We start from the raw sequence: 17,743 nt of genomic DNA, 5'->3' as shown, positions 1-17,743 counted from the left end.
CGTCATGCCGCGGCACGCGCCCCCGCGACGCGACGCAGCACCGCCATCGGGCCGAGCGTTCTGATGACCTGCATCTGCGCGGCGTCGCGCACGAAGAGCGATCCGGCAAAGCCCAACGCGTTGATCGAAATGCCGTCGACGCACTCCATCGATCTTGGAACGAGCAGCATGCCTTGCGGCATCACGAGCAGGTTATAGGGCGCAGACTGATGCGCTGCGCCGGCGACATCGATCGCATGCAGCCCCGTGGCGTCCAGCAGATCGCGATAGACGCCGAGCGCGCGCTGCGCGCAGTCGCTCGGCGGCGCACCCGGCGACAACGCCAGCCTTGCGAACGCGTGCGGAAACGCGAGACCCGCAATGGCGCAGACCGAACCGTCGTCGCGCGCGGAAGCGAGAAGCGGCGCGATCGGCGGCATGGGTTCGCCTTGCGCAAACGGCAGCGGCACGATCTGCAGATGTTTGTGCGGCTGGCTCGCACCGGCCGCCGCCCCGCCGTTGTAGAAACCGAGGCCCTGGAATTCGGCCATGCAGGCGAACAACGCGGTGAAGTCCGCCAGGTTCAACAGCGCTTCCTGCGACTCGAAGCGACGTGTGACGACCAGCAGATGACGATCGATCACGTTGAACTTGTTGAGCAACGCGAGATGGGTGTCCGTGATGTCGGCAACGAAGAGGTCCGGATCGTAGGGCAGGAACGGATCGATCGACGCGTGTTGCGGGGGCTGCCCGGCTTCCCGCTTCCGCCCCTCTTCGTCCTTGCGCACCAGGCTCGAAACCTGGCGCACGAGAAAGCGTACGCCGCCGTCTTCGATCGTAGTCCGGATGGTTTCCACCGGTCTCAGCGCACCGCAGGCCAATGCGTGTTCGGTCTGGCGCAGGACGGCAGGCCAGAGCATGCCGGGCTGAAGACACACGGAGTCGCACATGGGAATGCCTCGCCACTTGACCGGCCTCATCGAGCCGGCAGTCCCGGACCGCTTCTTGCGGGCGTGTCACGCACGGACATATTCACGGTGCTCACCGCCACATACTAGTCTCTTTGGCAGGCATTCGTCGTACTCCCGCCTCATCGCGCTTCGCCACTCCCTCCGATGGTCGAACCCGTCGTGCAAACAGTGCCGTGAATCTACCGAGCCGTTCGAGCGGGCGGCAGATGGAATATTCGAGATGGCGCGAACGTTTAGCTTCCTCGGGCGCTCACGCACGGAGCGATTTCTCACCAGTCAGGCTGAGGAGCACATCATGTCCCAGGTCTCGTGGGGTCTCAAGGCGGCGGCCGTCATTGTCCTCGCCGCCGGTTACACCATTGCGCATGCCGCAGACAATGATGCTTACGTCGTCACGCCACTCGTGTCCAATCTGGCTGGCTCGGCCCCGAAGGTCGACCCCGTGCTGCAGAACGCTTGGGGTGTTGCCTTCAGTCCGGCAGGCAGCCCATTCTGGGTCAACGACAATGCCACCGGCTGCTCCACGCTGTATGACGGCCAGGGAACCAAGGTGGCGCTGCAGGTTTCCATCCCGCTGCCAGGCAATGTGATACCGGCCAGCGCCTGTCATCCCGTCTCTTCCATCAATCCACCGAATCCCGCGCCCGCGGCGCCGACCGGAATAGTGTGGAATCCATCGTCGGCATTTCTCGTGCCCGGTACCAGGATTCAGGCCGCATTCATCTTCGCGACCGAGGACGGCACGCTTTCCGCCTGGGCCGGTGGGTTGAATCCGGCGGACCACGCCGTGCTCGCGGCCGATAACTCGTCCACGCCATCCGCGGCCAGCGGGGCCGTCTACAAGGGTCTCGTCTTCGGCGTGAACGCGAAAGGTCCCTTCCTGTTTGCGACGAACTTCCGCTCGGGGCGGATCGATGTATTCGGGCCTAACGGTGCGAACGGCCTGTTCACGCCCGCGACAACGGACGGCGGCTTCATCGACCCGCACATCCCGGCCGGCTACGCGCCGTTTGGCATCGCGAACATCGATGGCGATCTTTTCGTCACCTATGCGCAACAGAACGATCAGAAACATGACGACGTTGCGGGCAACGGTCATGGATTCGTCGACGTATTCGATACGGACGGCCACCTGCTGCGCCGCTTCGCCAGTCACGGCACGCTCAACTCGCCGTGGGGAATCACGCGCGCTTCGTTTGCATTCGGCCGCTTCAGCGGCAAGATCCTGATCGGCAACTTCGGCGATGGCCGAATCGGCGTCTTCGACGATAACGGCAGGTTCGTCGAGCAGCTGGAGAACGCGTCCGGCAATCCGCTGGCGATCGACGGCCTGTGGATGCTGACACTCGGTGGCGGCCGCAACTCGAGCCCGGACACGCTGTACTTCACTGCAGGCCCTAACAGGGAGACCAATGGTCTGTTCGGCACCATCGCGCCATTGAATGGCGCCAAGGGACGAAGGTCCGATCAGAACGAGCAATAGCCGGCAGTCGCGCGTGGCCGGTGGCGTGGTCTGCCGGCCCGCCCTCAACGATCGACGCGCTGCTGCAGATGCGCCGGATAACGTTCCCCCACGATCCTGATCTGCGTCAGCGCCGCCTCGATCGCCGCGAGATCATCGGTCGTCAGTTCGACCGCGGCCGCGCCCACGTTTTCATCGAGCCGATGCAGCTTCGTCGTGCCCGGAATCGGCACGATCCACGGCTTGCGCGCAAGCAGCCACGCGAGCGCCACCTGCGCGCGCGTCGCGCCCTTGCTGTCGGCGATCCGGCCGAGCAATTCGACGAGGCCCGCATTTGCCTTCCGGTTCTCCTCCGAGAAGCGCGGCACGACATTGCGGAAATCGCTCTTGTCGAACGTCGTGCGCTCGTCGATCGCGCCCGTCAGGAAGCCCTTGCCGAGCGGGCTGAACGGCACGAAGCCGATGCCGAGCTCGTCGAGCACGGGGAGGATCGAGTCCTCCGGCTCGCGCCACCACAGAGAGTATTCGCTCTGCAATGCGGCCACCGGCTGGACCGCGTGCGCACGTCGGATCGATCGCTCGCCGGCCTCGGACAGGCCGAAGTGCAGCACCTTGCCTTCGCGGATCAGCTCCTTGACCGTGCCCGCCACGTCCTCGATCGGCACGTCCGGATCGACGCGATGCTGATAGAACAGATCGATGCGATCGGTCTTCAGCCGCTTGAGTGCCGCCTCCGCGACCGCGCGAATGCGCTCCGGCCGACTGTCGAGCGGCTTCGTCGCGTCGCCGTCGCGGAAGCCGAACTTGGTGGCGATCACGACCTGATCCCGGAACGGCATCACGGCCTCGCCGACCAGCGCTTCATTGACGAATGGCCCATAGGCCTCGGCCGTATCGAAGAATGTGACGCCGCGCTCGAACGCGGCGCGAATCAGTGCGACGCCGCTTGCGTTGTCGGTCGCGGGGCCGTATCCGTAGCTCAATCCCATGCAGCCGAAGCCGATCGCCGACACTTCTGGACCGCTCTTGCCGAGTTTGCGTGTTTGCATGCCGCTCTCCTTTCGCTCGTTCATCGCCGGCTGGGCCGACATCGACGGAAAACAGTTTAGGTTGCTGTCGTCGACTCAACAATCGGCGTACGATTGCATGCGGTATTGAGGAAAATTCACCAATGTCGCGCGCAGGCCTGACCGAACTGACGACTTTCATCACGATCGCGGAGCAGCGCAGCTTCAGCGGCGCGGCACGCATCCTGGGCGTATCGCCGTCCGCGCTCAGTCACGCGATGCGCAATCTCGAGGCGCGGCTCGGTGTGAGACTGTTCAACCGCACGACGCGCTCGGTGGCGTTGACCGAGGCCGGCGAACAATTGCTGCGCCGCGTCCGGCCGGCTGTCGCCGACCTCGAAGACGCGGTCAACGAGGTCACGTCGAGCCGTAACCGTCCTTCCGGGACGATACGGATCAGCGCGTCGGAGAGTGCGGCGAAGCCGCTGGTGCGTTACGTGCTGCCCGCGTTTCTCGCGCAGTATCCGGACATTCACGTCGAATTCGTCACGGATTCGCGGCTCGTCGACATCGTCGCGGAGGGGTTCGATGCAGGCATTCGCGTGCTCGACGACGTTCCGCGCGACATGATCGCCGTCCGCTTCGGGCCCGACATGCGGTTCGTCGCGGTCGCTTCGCCAGCCTATCTGGAACAGCATGACGCTCCGCAAACGCCGAACGATCTCGCAAAACATCGGTGCATCCGCTTTCGCTTCGACAGCGGCACCCTGTTTCGCTGGGAACTGACGCGCAGGGGCAAGAGCGCGAGCCTCGACGTCGCAGGCCCGCTGACGCTCGGCAATCTGAACCTGATGGTCGACGCGGCATTGGCCGGCGTCGGCATCGCGTGGGTGCCGGACACGCATGTCGCCGCGAAACGGCTGATCCCGTTGCTGCAGGCTTGGAGCCCGACGTATCCGGGGCTGTGCCTCTATTACCCCGCGAACCGGCATCCGCCGACGGCGCTCAGGCTATTTGCCACGGCAGTGCGGGAATGGGCCGAGCGGGAAGCGGGCCGGTCGGTCGCGGCAAGTGGCCCGCCAAGCGACGAGCAGCCGGTTGCGCGGTCAAGGCGTTCGACGAAGAAGGACGTGCGGCGCTGATCGTCCGGCGCATGGGCATCTGCAGGCCGTATGTCGTTCTTCAAGGCGGATCGCGTTTGCGATCAGGCAACCGGGGGAAAAAACAGACAGGCTAACGTGCGAATTGAGACGACGACTACTGAAAGCCGGGGACACGATGCACGAAGATGATCGAGCAGTGGTGATCGCCGCCATGCGCCATGAATTGCATTGTCATGCGGCTGCCCGGCACATTCGTCCACGCCGGGCTTCCGCAAGACTCCCCCGTCAGAACCGATGCCGCAGCCCCAACGCGACAATCACCTGGTTGTCGTTCGCGGACGGCGCCAGCGTCCATACCGTCGCGTTGAATGCCGGATTGCCCCGGCCTCCGCTCACGCTCTGGTAAACGCCTTCGAGATACACGTCCGTCCGCTTCGTGAACGCGTAATCGGCCTGCGCGACCACCTGATTCCACTTCGGCCGGGTTTCGCCCGCACGCGATTCGAAGCGGCCCATCGTGTACGTATACGCGGCGGCAAGGCTGAACGCCCGCGTGACGAAGTAGCGCCCGTCGATCGAGAAGTTGTCGAACACCAGCGAATTGCCCTTGAGCGCGGCGATGCTGCCGCCCTGCAGCACGCCGGTCACGCCATCGGTCGCCGAATGCGACCACCCGAGGCCGACCGAGTGCAGGCCGAACGCGTAGCGTCCCGCGAGGGACCAGATCTGCTGGCTGCCGCCGGTGATCGTCGCCGAGCCGTCCACCGTGCTCAGCGCGCCGTTCGGGTTGGCCAGGTTCCGGTCCCGGTTGATCTTCAGATACCCCGCGCCGAGCTTGAGCGGCCCGTTCGCATAGGACACGCCCGCGCTCCACGCCGCGTTGTTGCCGAACTGGCCGGCCGTGTTCGAGAAGCCGTACATCAGGCCGAACGTCAGCCCGTGGTACGTCGGGCTCGTGTACTTGACCGAGTTGTTGATGCGGATGTTGCGGTTGGAATCGTCGTTGTCGTACGGATGGACGGCGAGGTTCCCGCCCCAGCCGGGACCCGACGCGCCCAGCGGCGTCACGAAATCCAGGATGAGGTCGTACTGGCGGCCGAACGTGAGCGACCCGGCCGTCTTCGAATTCAGCCCGACCCACGCCTGGCGGCCGAACATGTCGACGCCCTTCTGCGACAGCGCGCCGGTGGTGCCCGAAAAACCGTTCTCGAGCGCGAAGATCGCCGACATCCCGCCGCCGAGGTTCTCGGTGCCCCGGATCCCCCAGCGCGACGCGTTCTGTGCGCCGCTCGTCATCGACCAGTTGCTGCTGCCCGGCGAACCTGCGCCGTGAGTGCGCTGGTTGTTCGCGTAGGTGATCGACGTATCGATCAGGCCATACAGCGTCACGCTGCTTTGCGCGTGGGCCGCGCCCGCGCCGAAGCCCGCCAGGCAAGCCGCCACGACGGTCCCGGCGAGGCCGGACGCCCGCCGGCCACCGAAAGTTGCTCCATGCGCGCTGGCGCGGGTCTTGTCGCGCGTGTTCTTGTTTCTATCGCAGTACATATATTATTTTTTCAGGTTGCTTTGGCGAGAACGCCGGCGTGTCACCGCGGTGGGTCGACCGACGGATGGGCGGCCATTATTGGAGATGGCACGACAGTCGATTAACGCGTTGCACAGGAAAGGTCTTCTGCAAAATCCGGACTAATCTCGCTATGCCCCGGCTCGGCCCGTCTCCTCGCCGCGCGTCCGCTCCCCGGTGCGGTTGCGCGCACAACTTTCATCGCACTGTGTGCCGCGTGCGAGCAAGTACAGACATTTCGAACATCCCAGGTTTCGCCGCCCCCAAAACGAAAAAGCCCGGTGCAGTTCAGCACCGGGCTCGTTGCATCGCCGACGACGCGGCGAGACCTTACTTCCTGTCGAGCGAATACTTGCCCGGACCGGTCAGCGCGAGCAGCAACAGGCCGCCCACGATGCTGACGTTCTTGTAGAAGTGGATCATCGCCATGTACTGATCCATCCCTTGCAGCGCCCAGTAGCGATGTCCGATGAACGCGGTGGCTACCGTATAGGCCGCGAACAGCAACGCGATCGGCCGCGTGTAGAAGCCAATCGCGATCAGCAGGCCGCCGACCAGCTCGACCGCGACCGCGATCACCGCCGACAGTTCGGGCGAAGGCGCCCCGGTCGACGCCATGTAGGCGACGGTGCCCGAGAAGCCGGTCAGCTTCTGCCATCCGAACAGGATGAACAGCACCATCATCAGCACGCGGGCGGCGAGCAGCAGCCCATCCTTCTTCGATTCCAGTGATACGTATCGCATGGCAAGCCTCTTTCAATTGACGGGTCGATGCGTCCGTCGACGGCCGCGTCCCGATGCGGCGGGACACGTGGACGGCGGACTGCTTCTTCGCTCGATCGACCGGCAAACCGGAGCGGATCTCGCGAAGCACAGGTGCAGTTTACTGTCTCATCGAGATTCATCAATCTACTGAAATCGGATTTGCTGTCACATTATGGTGGACAATTGCTGCGCACCGAACCGTGACCGGGGCCCGCTGGCTCATCGCCGACGGGCCCGCCGGCAGCTCTACGCCGTGCCGGCCTCGCGCGCCGAGCGCGCTTCGTAGGTCTTCAGATGGTTGTATGCGATGCGCAGCAGCGAGATCCCGGCGTTCGCCGCCGGCGCGTCGCCGCCGCGCGCGAGCAGATCGCCGATCACGTGGTCCGCTTCGACACGCGCGCCCTGCTCGACATCGCGCAGCATCGACGCAGTCAGGCTGGACGGCGTGAACAGCATCTTCTGCGTGCGGGCATCGAATTCGCCGCTCGGCGCGTAGCCGTTGTGCCGGGCGATCGCCACGCATTCGCCCAGCAGGGTTTCGAGCAGGCGCCTGCCGTCCGGCGCGGCCAGGATGTCGCCCACCGAGCCGCGAAACAGCGACGTGCCCGCCGCGAGCGTGGCCAGAAACACCCATTTCTCCCACATGCGCGCAACGATCGCGTCGCTCAACGTGACGTCGAAACCGGCATCGCCGAGCACGTCGGCGACCGCCTGCGTGCGGGCGGACACGCCACCGCCCAGTTCGCCGAACGACACGCCGTGCGTGTCGTTCAGGTGCACGACGTGCTGCTGCACATCGAGCGTCGCGGCGATCACGCACAACCCGCCCAGCACGCGGGACGGCCCGAACTTCGCCTGCAGCACGTCCAGGTGACGCATCCCGTTGAGCACCGGAAGGATCAGCGTGGCCGGGCCGACGAACGGCGCGATGGCAGCGATCGCGTCATCGAGGCTGTACGCCTTGCAACTCAGGAAAATCAGGTCGAACGGCTCGGCCGGATCGCTCGCGCTGACGGTATTCACGTCGGTAAGCGTCAGATCGCCCCGCGGGCTGCGGATGACCAGGCCGTCGCGGTCGAGCGTCCGCGCGCGGGAATCGCGCACGAGGAACGTCACGTCGCGCCCCGCCGCCGCGAGGCGACCGCCGAAATAGCCGCCCGTCGCGCCTGCTCCAAGTATCAGAATTCTCATCGTCGCCTCATCCTCTCCGTATCGTCATTGCATCGACGACGTCGACGTCGCGATGCACGTGAGCGCAAAGGTAGCGCAAATTGCGATGGCGTGCCGACGGCCCGGCGCGCCGCGTCGGGCTATCGGAGTCGCGCCGCCCGATTCACGGCGCGCGCACGCGTGCCGCGGCGCGCGGAGACCGCCTCGATGCCGCGCCCGACGATCCGCGCAGTAGCGTCGCGCATCTCGCGCGGCGCCGCATGAAATGCGCGCAGCCGCGCGTGCCCGACCAGCAACGCCTGGAGGAAATAGGCGTCGACCTCGGTTTCGCCCGCCGACGCCTTCGCGCCGTGTTCGCCGGCGTCGTCGGGTTTGTTCAGGATCGCGACGAGCGTCTCATGCATCTCCTGAAACAGTTCGATCGCAAGGTTCGCCGTCAACGGCTCGGCGAGGAAAATCTCGTCGTGCGGGGACAGCTTGCCGCCGGGCGGGCAGATCGCCTTCGCTTCGACACCGCGTGCCCCGCCCGACAATAACAGGCGGCAAAACGCCCTGATGCTCCCGCGCCGGCTGCCGCGCCGCGCGAGCGCAAGCAACTGGTCGCGAAACGACTCGCGCGCGCGGACAAAGAGCGCCAGCAGCAAATCGCTCTTGTCCTTGAAGTGCCAATACACCGCGCCGCGCGTGACACCGGCTGCCTCGGCGATGTCCTCGAGCGACGCGGCGCCATAGCCGCATGCGTCGAAAAGGCGCTCGCTTGCATCGAGAATGGCTTCCCGGGTCAAGAGCGCCGCTTCCCTAGTCTTGCGAACCATTCTTCGGCATGCTTGCGGTCAATTCGCTCGCGCTGACGCGGCTGATGCAACCGGTGCGCCAACCTTGCCGTAGTCGACCGGCTGGTCGGCCGGACGCGGCGTCTCGCCGGCCCGCTCGATCCAGCCGCCGCCCAGCGCGCGGTACAGGTCGACGAGGCTGGTCCAGCGCGCGAGCCGCGCGGTGATCAGCGTCTGCTGCGCCGAGTACAGGTCGGTCTGCGCGGTCAGCACCGACAGGTAGCTGTCCACGCCGTTCTTGTAGCGCAGGTCCGACAGGTCGTAGCGACGCTGCTGCGCATGCTCGTTGCGCTGCAACGCGGCGATCTGCTGGTCGTACGTGCCGCGCGCGGCCAGGCCATCAGACACATCCCGGAACGCCGACTGGATCGCCTTCTCGTAGCTCGCGATCTCGATGCGCTTCTGCACGTGCGCGAGATCGAGATTGGCGAGATTCGCGCCGCCCTCGAAGATCGGCATCGCGATCTGCGGCGCGAACGACCATGCTGCGGTGCCGGCCTTGAACAGCCCGCCGAGCGTCGGGCTCGCGGTGCCGAACGCGCCCGTCAGCGAGATCTTCGGGAAGAACGCCGCGCGCGCCGCGCCGATGTTCGCGTTGGCCGCGAGCAGGTTCTGCTCCGCTTCCATGATGTCCGGACGGCGCGTCAGCAGGTCCGACGGCAGCCCGGCCGGGATGTCGGTCAGGAAGTTCTGCGCGTCGAGCGGCATGCCCGGCGGCAGGTCGTCCGGCAACGGCTGGCCGATCAGCAGCACCAGCGCGTTCACCGCCTGCGCGCGTGCACGCGCCTGCGCCTGCTGGTTCGCGAGCGCCGTCTCGACCACGGTCTGCGCCTGGCGCAGGTCGAGCTCCGAGCCCGTGCCGTTGTCGAACTTCAGCTTCGTCAGGTCGTACGATGCCTGCGCGGACTTCAGCGTGTTTTCCGTAACCTTCAGCAGGTCGTCGGTCGACAGCACCGTCAGGTACTGGTCCGCGACCTGCGCGACGAGGGTGATCTCCGTCGCCTTGCGCGCCTGCGCGGTCGCGAAATATTTCGCGAGCGCCTGGTCCTTCAGGCTCTGGATCCGGCCGAACAGGTCGAGCTCCCATGACGCCTGCAGCCCGACGTTGTAGGTCGTCGAGATGTTGCGTCCCGGGATCGCCGTCAGCGCGTTCGGCGTACGCGTGCGGTTGCCGGTGCCGACCGCATCGAGCGACGGCATCAGGTCCGCGCGCGTGATCTGGTACTGCGCGCGCGCGGCCGCGACGTTCAGCACCGCGACCCGCAGGTCGCGGTTGTTCGTCAACGCGATCTCGATCAGCCGCTGCAGGCGCGGATCGACGAAGAACTCGCGCCAGCCGATGTCGGTCGCCGCCTGGCCGTTCGCACTGCGCGCGCCGGCCTTCACGGCCGGCTGCGTCGCATAGACGCCGCTCGACGGGAACGCCTGCGCGACGGGCGCATCGGGCCGCTTGTAGTGCGGCGCCATCGTGCAGCCCGTGGCGAAGAGCGCGACCGCGATTGCAGTCAAAGCATGTTTTTGCATCATCACTGCCCCTTCTTCTCGTCGTCGCCGTGGTCGCCCTTCTCCGCCTGGTGCATGTGATCCTGCGCAAGACGCAGCGCGACATCGACATCCTCCTGCTCGCCGCTGAAGATCTGGCGTACCTTCACGAAGAACATCGGGATCATGAAGATCGCGAGGAACGTCGCGGTGATCATCCCGCCGATCACGCCGGTGCCGATCGCGTGCTGGCTCGCCGAGCCCGCGCCGTTGCTGATCGCGAGCGGCAGCACGCCGAGAATGAACGCGAGCGACGTCATCATGATTGGCCGCAGCCGCAGGCGCGCCGCTTCCAGCGCGGCCTCGATCGGCCCCATCTTCTCCGTCACCTGCAGCTCGCGCGCGAACTCGACGATCAGGATCGCGTTCTTCGCGGACAGGCCCACCGTCGTCAGCAGGCCGACCTGGAAGAACACGTCGTTCTCGAGGCCGCGCAGCGTTGTCGCGAGCAGCGCGCCGATCACGCCGAGCGGCACGACCATGATCACCGAGAACGGAATCGACCAGCTTTCATACAGCGCCGCGAGACACAGGAACACGACGAGGATCGAGACCGCATACAGGATCGGCGCCTGCGAACCCGACTGGATTTCCTGGAACGACAGCCCCGTCCACGAGTAGCCGACGCCTTCCGGCAGCTTCTTCGCGAGCGCTTCCATCGCCGCCATCGCCTGGCCGGTCGACTTGCCCGGCGACGCCTGCCCCAGAATCTCGAACGACGAGACGCCGTTGTAGCGCTCCAGCTTCGGCGAACCGTAGGTCCAGTGACCGGTCGCGAACGCGCTGAACGGCACCATCCCGCCCGAGCCGTTGCGCACGTACCAGACGTTCAGGTCTTCCGGCGTCGTCCGGAACGGCGCATCGGACTGCACGTAGACCTTCTTGATCCGGCCGTCGGTGTCGAGGAAGTTGTTCACGTACTTCGACGCCCACGCGATCGAGAACGTCTGGTCGATCGCATCCGGCGTCACGCCGAGCGCATCCGCCTTCTCCCGGTCGATGTCCACCTTGTACTGCGGCGTGTCGTTCAGGCCGTTCGGGCGCACCAGCGCGAGCAGGGGGTCCTTCGACGCCATCTCGAGCAGCTGGTTGCGTGCGGCGATCAGCGCGTCGTGGCCGAGACCGCCGTTGTCGGTCAGCTGGAAGTCGAAGCCCGACGCGTTGCCGAGTTCCCGGATCGACGGCGGGTTGAACGGAATCACCATCGCATCCTTGTACTTCGCGTAATGCGCGGCAGTCCTTCGCAGCAGCGCCTGCACCTTCTGGTCCGAACGCTGGCGCTCCGAGAAGTCCTTCAGCTTCACGAACACGAGACCCGAGTTCTGGCCGCGGCCCGCAAAGCTGAAGCCGTTCACGGTGAACACCGCGCCGACCACGTCCTTTTCCTGGTTCGTCAGGTAGTCGTTGATGTTCGCGAGCGTCTTCGCGGTGGTTTCCTGCGTCGAGCCGGACGGCGTCTGCACGATCACGAACATGTAGCCCTGGTCTTCGTCCGGCAGGAACGATTTCGGCAGGCGCGCGAACAGCAGGCCGACCGCGACGAGCACGGCCAGATAGATGACGAGCCAGCGGCCCGAACGCTTGATCACGTGGTGCACGCCGACGTGGTACTGGTCGCGGCTCTTGTCGAAGGTCCGGTTGAACCAGCCGAAGAAGCCTTTCTTCTCTTCGTGGTGGCCCTTCGGGATCGGCTTGAGGATCGTCGCGCACAGCGCCGGCGTCAGGATCAGCGCGACGAGCACCGACAGCACCATCGCCGACACGATCGTCAGCGAGAACTGCCGATAGATCGCGCCGACCGAGCCGCCCGAGAACGCCACCGGCACGAACACCGCCGACAGCACGAGCGCGACGCCCACCAGCGCGCCGGTGATCTGGCCCATCGCCTTCTTGGTCGCCTCCTTCGGCGACAGGCCCTCCTCGACCATCACCCGCTCGACGTTCTCCACCACCACGATCGCATCGTCGACCAGCAGGCCGATCGCCAGCACGAGACCGAACATCGACAGCGTGTTGATCGAGAAGCCGACCGCCGCCATGATCGCGAACGTGCCGAGCAGCACCACCGGCACCGCGATCGTCGGGATGATCGTCGCCCGCAGGTTCTGCAGGAACAGGTACATCACGAGGAACACCAGCACGATGCCTTCGAGCAGCGTCTTGACCACTTCCTCGATCGACAGGCGCACGAACGGCGTCGTGTCGAACGGATAGTGGACGACCAGCCCGTGCGGGAAGTATCGCGACAGCTCCGCCACCTTCGCCTGGATCGCGTTCACGGTCGCCAGCGCGTTGGCGCCGGTCGCGAGCTGGATGCCGAGCCCGGCCGTGGGTTGCCCCATGTACTTCGTGTCGAAGTTGTAGTTTTCCGTCCCCAGGGACACCTTGGCGACGTCCTTGACCCGCACCTGCGAACCGTCCGGGTTGACCTTCAGCAGGATCTTGCCGAACTGCTCGGGCGTGCGCAGCAGCGTCGCCTCGGTGATGGTCGCCTGCAGCACGGTGCCCGGCTTCGCCGGCGTGCCGCCGAGCTGGCCGCCCGCGACCTGCACGTTCTGCGCGAGGATCGCGGCCGTGACGTCGGACGGCGTGAGGCCGTAGTTCGTCAGCTTCGTCGCGTCGAGCCAGACGCGCATCGCATATTGCGAACCGAGCAGCAGCGTCTGCCCGACGCCGTTGATGCGGCTGATCGGATCGAGGACGTGCGACGCGACGTAGTTCGTCAGGTCGTCCTTCGACATGCTGCCGTCTTCCGAGTTGAACGCAATCCACAGCAGCCAGTTGCTGCTCGATTTCGTCACCGACATGCCGAGCTGCTGCACGACCTGCGGCAGGTTCGGCGTCGCGAGCGACAGCTTGTTCTGCACCTGGACCTGCGCGATGTCCGGGTTCGTGCCCGGCGCGAACGTGATCGTGATGGTTGCGTTGCCCGAGTCGTCGCTCGTCGACGACATGTACAGGAAGTTGTCGAGACCGCTCATCTGCTGCTCGATCACCTGCGTCACCGTGTCTTCCACCGTCTTCGCGGAAGCGCCCGGATAGTTCGCGGTGATCTGCACGGCCGGCGGCGCGATCGTCGGATACTGCGCGATCGGCAGCGTGAAGATCGACGCGACGCCGGCCAGCATCAGCACGATGGCGATCACCCACGCGAAGATCGGGCGATCGATGAAAAACTTTGCCATGAAACGGACTCCCTGTTAGTGCGCGCTCGACGCGGCTGCGGCGCCCTGCGCCTGCGCGAGCTGGGCCGCGACGGTCTTCACGGTCGCGCCCGGACGCACCTTGTCGATGCCCTGCACGATCACGCGGTCGCCCCCCTGCAGGCCGCCTTCGACGATCCAGTTCTGGCCCCGCATGCCGGTCGTCGTCAGCGGACGCGGCGCGACCTTGTTGTCCGCGCCGACCACCAGCGCGACCGCCTGACCCTTCTGGTCATGCGTGACGCCGATCTGCGGCACCAGGAACGCGTTCTCGTTCACCCCTTCCTCGATGCGCGCGCGCACGAACATCCCCGGCAGCAGCACCTTGTTCGGGTTCGGGAAGATCGCGCGGATCGTCACCGAGCCCGTCGCCTGATCCACCGTCACGTCCGAGAACTGCAGCCTGCCCGGCTCCGAGTACGTCTTGCCGTCCTCCAGGATCAGCGACACCTTCGCCGCGCCCGGGCCGCTCGTCTTGATCCGGCCGCTCTGCACGTCCTGGCGCAGCTTCAGCCCTTCCAGGCTCGACTGCGTCAGGTCCACGTACACCGGATCGAGCTGCTGCACGGTCGACATCAGCGTCGCCTGGCTCGCCTGCACGTACGCGCCCGGCGTGACCTGCGAGATGCCGACGCGGCCGGTGATCGGCGACACCACGTCCGTATAGCCGAGGTTGATCTGCGCGGTGTCCACCGCCGCCTTGCCGGCCGCCACGTCCGCCGCCGCCTGCCCTTGCGCGGCGACCGCGTTGTCGTAGTCCTGCTTGCTGATCGCGTTCGCGCCGACCAGCACCTTGTAGCGCGCGACCAGTGCGTTCTGCGTCGCGAGGTTCGCCTGCGCCTTCGCGAGCGATGCCTTCGCGCTGTTCAGCTGGGCGATATACGGTGCGGGGTCGATCTTGTAGAGGCGCTGGCCGGCCTTGACGTCGGTGCCTTCGGTGAATTCACGGCGCAGCACGATGCCGTCGACCCGCGCGCGCACTTGCGCGACGAGGAACGCGTTGGTGCGGCCCGGCAGTTCGGTGAAGACCGGTACGGTTTCCGGCTGGACGGTGACGACGCCGACTTCCGGCGTTTGCGGCGGCGGTGCCGATTCTTTTTTCCCGCACGCGGCCAGGAAAACGGCGGCCGTCGCGACAGTGATTAAGCGGTATGGAACCCGTTCGACGCGCATGGAGCAACCCCTCACAAACAATGAATAACAACCAATCGGTTCTAGCTTTTCTTCAACAACGCCTATGCCTGCCGGTTCCGTCCGGAACCCTGCATGCGAATTTCCCTCTGGCACATCCCTTTCCGGAGCGCATTGCTCACGCGACCCGGCCAATTCCGTCGCGGAACCGGGCGAGTCCAATCACGTCTCTTATGTTTTTAGTAATCCTGATGTAATAATCAGCGTCGCTTCAGTTGCCTTACTCACGAGCATTCGTCTGTCGGAGTCGACGCGTTTCGATATCGGCGTATGAAGCAGCCGTCGCGTGTCTTTGCCCGGGCACCGGGCCTTCGCGTAATCGCTTCTGCTTAGTCAGGTTGCACCGCAGCATTTTGACTGATGTGAACCGATTGATAAATGGGGCACGCTGAGCACAGAATTCGGCCAGAACGAACAATTCATCCGGATGACGCCTGCCTCCACCCGGTGTGCCGAAGCAACGTGATGACCGGTGCTGCCGGCACCAGCGAAATCACCACGTAGCGCACCATGAAATACAGCGACGTCACTTCGCCGCGCAGACCAGCAGCCGATGCGCCGCCGCGTAGGGCACGCGCATCGGCCATGGCAGCCATTCGACGGGCGGGCTGCATCGCCCGGCATCGCTCAGCCCCGCTTCATCTGCTCGAGCAACGCATGCGCAACGCAGCGAAAATTGACGTTGCCGAAACGACGGTGCTACAGTTGCCACACCTCGAAAGGACGCAACACGACACGTCCTCGCCCATCACACAGGCAGCGCCCGAACTGCCTCTCCCCGCATCCGTTCCCGTTGCCCGGCACGCCGGGTATCCGCACGTCGCCCGGCCGATGCATCAACGCCCGCGCCGGCCGCACGTTGCACCGTCAATTTTCACGGAGACGCGATGACACGCCGAATCGACCGACGAGCCTTTCTGATGTACGGCGCATGCAGCGCGGTATTGCCGCTTCTCGCCGCCTGCGGCGACGACGCCGGCGCACCGGCGGCGGGACCGCGGGCCGCGGCGGCCGGGTTCGCGAAGAGCATGTCGCCGCCTCACGCGTTCGACGCAAACGATCTGCTGGTCCCCGGTTTCAAGATGAAGCTCGGCGACATCAGCGCGCAAATCGAGCAGTACCAGCCGGCGACGATCGCGATCGTGAATGTCGTCAATGCGGCGCTGTCGGCGGATACGCTGCCGGGGCTCATCGCGTTCGGCGAAGTCACGGTCAAGGCGCTCGCATCGTTCATTCCGGTCGCCGGCCCGCTCGTCGGCGAAGTGCTGAGCCTGCTGTTCAGCCGGCTCAACACGCTGTTCGAGCGCGCGCCGGACGAAGACGCGATGATCCGGCGCATCGCGACGGAAGAGATTTCGAAGAACAACGTCGAGATCATGCGACAGGTTCTGACGGGCATCCATCGCGTGCTGCAGGACCTCACCGCATTCGTGCGAAGCGCGACCCCGCCCTATTCCACCTCGATGATCGACAACGTCACGGCGAAGTTCGAAGCGTTCGCGAGCATCTGCACCGCGCAGATTCCGCTGTTCCTGATCAAGGGCTCCGAGCATCAAGGGCTGACGATGCACGCGCTCGCGGCGAGCGCACAACTGTCGATGTACAGCGCGTACTTGTCGATGCGCCGCGAGCTCGCGCTCGCACCCGACACGATCACCGCACTGCTGCGCGAAATGCACGCGAAGATCTTCCAGTACCAGAACGACATGCAGGCGGTGCTCGTGAAACACCTGGGCACGCTGTCCGATCCGGCGAAGAAGAACGATTATGTTCGCAATTTCTATACGCTCGGTCATGCGAAATTTCTCGCGGCGGCGAAGACCTACTTCACGACGCTGCATGAGACGAAGATCGACTTTCGCAACTCGATGGAGATCTACACGAACGACGTCGTTCGAAAAACGGCCGACGCGACGCTCGCGTCACGGACGTCGTACCTGACCGACCTGCTTGCAATTTGCCACTGCGGCTACGGCGGCGATCCACTCGTCGTCCGACTGAATCAGGCCTTCGTCGACGGCGACGGACGCGTGACGCACATCGACACGCAAGGCTGCACGGGCGGCTTCGACGGCGTGTCGGGCAAATTGCGCACGATTCAGCGCTCGTTCGCTGCGAATCAATCGAAGGGAGAATTGACGGACGGCCGCGACTGCATATGGAAGGCGGCGACCCGCGATACGCGCAACCTGTTTCTCACGATACAGATGCTCGGGGCGCTGCAAGTGCAGGACGGCACCGGCGCACGCTACTCGGCTGCCACCGACGGGTATGGCAACGCGCTCGATCTGATCGACGATTCGAACGCGACCCAATCGTACTCGCCCGGCAACGCGGCGAAGCTCGAGCCGGGTTATTTCGTTTCGGCGTTCCTGACCCAACCAGGCACGCATTCCGGCAAGACCTGCCGCGAAGATTCGGGCTACGGGTTTCCGTACGGCGGCATGGCGTTGCGCCACTACACGTCGGCCGCGCAGCTTGCGGAATTGCGCAGCGCCGATGTCGGCCTCGAACTCGACCTGACCTGCGGTTTCAGCCTGTCGGATTCCTCGACGCTCGGCGCACCGACAGGCCATGCGGACGTCATGATCGGCAAATCGATCCTCGTCGGCAAGAGCTTCACCTTCGTCGTGACGAACCGAACCACCGCACCCATCGCATGCCGCTTCATTCCATTGCTCGCAGACGTCAAAACGACCTCGGACGCGTTCGTCACGCTGACGCTGCTCGCGCAAGACAAAACGCAGGTGCTCGGCTCGACGACGCTCGCCGCGCGCGACGGCGAGCCGGTGCTGCTGGGCGAGGACGGCCGTGCGTTCGCTTACTACGAAACCGGCGATGTCTTTCCGTTCGCGCCCGGCGTGAACCACGTGCGCATCGCACGCAACGCGGATCTCGGCGACAACGCCTTTCGATTCGCGAGCCTGCTGGTCGTGCCGACGCGCACGTGACG

The 17,743-nt window shown here is 65.3% G+C and carries 12 protein-coding genes and 1 pseudogene; 3 read left to right on the top strand and 10 right to left on the bottom strand.

Going from position 1 to position 17,743, the window contains the following annotated elements; all coding sequences use genetic code 11:
* Window positions 1–2: 2 nt before the first annotated feature.
* Window positions 3–929: an ATP adenylyltransferase family protein gene (locus ACFIMZ_RS35020; RefSeq protein ID WP_431825842.1), complete on the bottom strand. Its 927-nt coding sequence runs from the start codon at window positions 927–929 to the stop codon at window positions 3–5.
* A gap of 316 nt (window positions 930–1,245) precedes the next feature.
* On the opposite strand from ACFIMZ_RS35020, the gene ACFIMZ_RS35015 reads away from it, so the two are divergent.
* Window positions 1,246–2,433, top strand: coding sequence for a TIGR03118 family protein (locus ACFIMZ_RS35015; protein WP_431825841.1), 1,188 nt, complete (start codon window positions 1,246–1,248; stop codon window positions 2,431–2,433).
* 44 nt (window positions 2,434–2,477) lie between these two features.
* On the opposite strand, the gene ACFIMZ_RS35010 is transcribed toward ACFIMZ_RS35015, so the two are convergent.
* Window positions 2,478–3,461 carry an aldo/keto reductase gene (locus ACFIMZ_RS35010; protein WP_431825840.1) on the bottom strand — a complete coding sequence of 328 codons (984 nt, stop codon included), beginning with the start codon at window positions 3,459–3,461 and terminating at the stop codon, window positions 2,478–2,480.
* A 122-nt stretch (window positions 3,462–3,583) separates the two neighbouring features.
* On the opposite strand from ACFIMZ_RS35010, the gene ACFIMZ_RS35005 reads away from it, so the two are divergent.
* Window positions 3,584–4,561, top strand: a complete 978-nt coding sequence (locus ACFIMZ_RS35005) for a LysR family transcriptional regulator (RefSeq protein WP_431825839.1) — start codon at window positions 3,584–3,586, stop codon at window positions 4,559–4,561.
* A 246-nt stretch (window positions 4,562–4,807) separates the two neighbouring features.
* On the opposite strand, the gene ACFIMZ_RS35000 is transcribed toward ACFIMZ_RS35005, so the two are convergent.
* The 8 genes and pseudogenes from ACFIMZ_RS35000 to ACFIMZ_RS34965 all read right to left on the bottom strand — a co-directional run bounded on the left by ACFIMZ_RS35000 (window position 4,808) and on the right by ACFIMZ_RS34965 (window position 15,377).
* Window positions 4,808–6,067 carry a porin gene (locus tag ACFIMZ_RS35000; protein WP_431825838.1) on the bottom strand — a complete coding sequence of 420 codons (1,260 nt, stop codon included), beginning with the start codon at window positions 6,065–6,067 and terminating at the stop codon, window positions 4,808–4,810.
* Between the two features lie 349 nt (window positions 6,068–6,416).
* The gene (locus tag ACFIMZ_RS34995; RefSeq protein ID WP_431825837.1) at window positions 6,417–6,830 is read right to left on the bottom strand and encodes a DoxX family protein; all 414 of its coding nucleotides are present in this window, start codon (window positions 6,828–6,830) and stop codon (window positions 6,417–6,419) included.
* 267 nt (window positions 6,831–7,097) lie between these two features.
* Window positions 7,098–8,042, bottom strand: coding sequence for a 2-dehydropantoate 2-reductase (gene panE, locus ACFIMZ_RS34990; RefSeq protein WP_431825836.1), 945 nt, complete (start codon window positions 8,040–8,042; stop codon window positions 7,098–7,100).
* A gap of 119 nt (window positions 8,043–8,161) precedes the next feature.
* Window positions 8,162–8,836: a TetR family transcriptional regulator gene (locus ACFIMZ_RS34985; RefSeq protein ID WP_431825835.1), complete on the bottom strand. Its 675-nt coding sequence runs from the start codon at window positions 8,834–8,836 to the stop codon at window positions 8,162–8,164.
* Between the two features lie 18 nt (window positions 8,837–8,854).
* On the bottom strand, window positions 8,855–10,381 hold the full coding sequence (locus ACFIMZ_RS34980; RefSeq protein WP_431825834.1) for an efflux transporter outer membrane subunit: 1,527 nt from the start codon (window positions 10,379–10,381) through the stop codon (window positions 8,855–8,857).
* A complete protein-coding gene (locus ACFIMZ_RS34975) occupies window positions 10,381–13,581 on the bottom strand; it encodes an efflux RND transporter permease subunit (RefSeq protein ID WP_431825833.1) in 3,201 nt (1,066 codons plus the stop codon). The genes ACFIMZ_RS34980 and ACFIMZ_RS34975 overlap by 1 nt, the downstream gene beginning before the upstream one ends.
* A 21-nt stretch (window positions 13,582–13,602) precedes the next feature.
* Window positions 13,603–14,772: pseudogene (locus ACFIMZ_RS34970) on the bottom strand (efflux RND transporter periplasmic adaptor subunit); the annotation flags it as partial.
* 437 nt (window positions 14,773–15,209) lie between these two features.
* Window positions 15,210–15,377 carry a hypothetical protein gene (locus tag ACFIMZ_RS34965; protein WP_431825832.1) on the bottom strand — a complete coding sequence of 56 codons (168 nt, stop codon included), beginning with the start codon at window positions 15,375–15,377 and terminating at the stop codon, window positions 15,210–15,212.
* Window positions 15,378–15,677: 300 nt separating this feature from the next.
* Between ACFIMZ_RS34965 and ACFIMZ_RS34960 the strand changes: the two genes are divergently transcribed.
* Complete coding sequence (locus ACFIMZ_RS34960; protein ID WP_431825831.1) at window positions 15,678–17,741, top strand: insecticidal delta-endotoxin Cry8Ea1 family protein; 2,064 nt, start codon at window positions 15,678–15,680, stop codon at window positions 17,739–17,741.
* Window positions 17,742–17,743 lie beyond the last annotated feature (2 nt).

The organism is Burkholderia sp. F1, assembly GCF_050813845.1.
Lineage (GTDB): Bacteria > Pseudomonadota > Gammaproteobacteria > Burkholderiales > Burkholderiaceae > Burkholderia > Burkholderia ubonensis.
The sequence above is the reverse complement of the archived record's forward strand: the minus strand, read 5'-3'. Positions and strand labels throughout refer to the sequence as shown.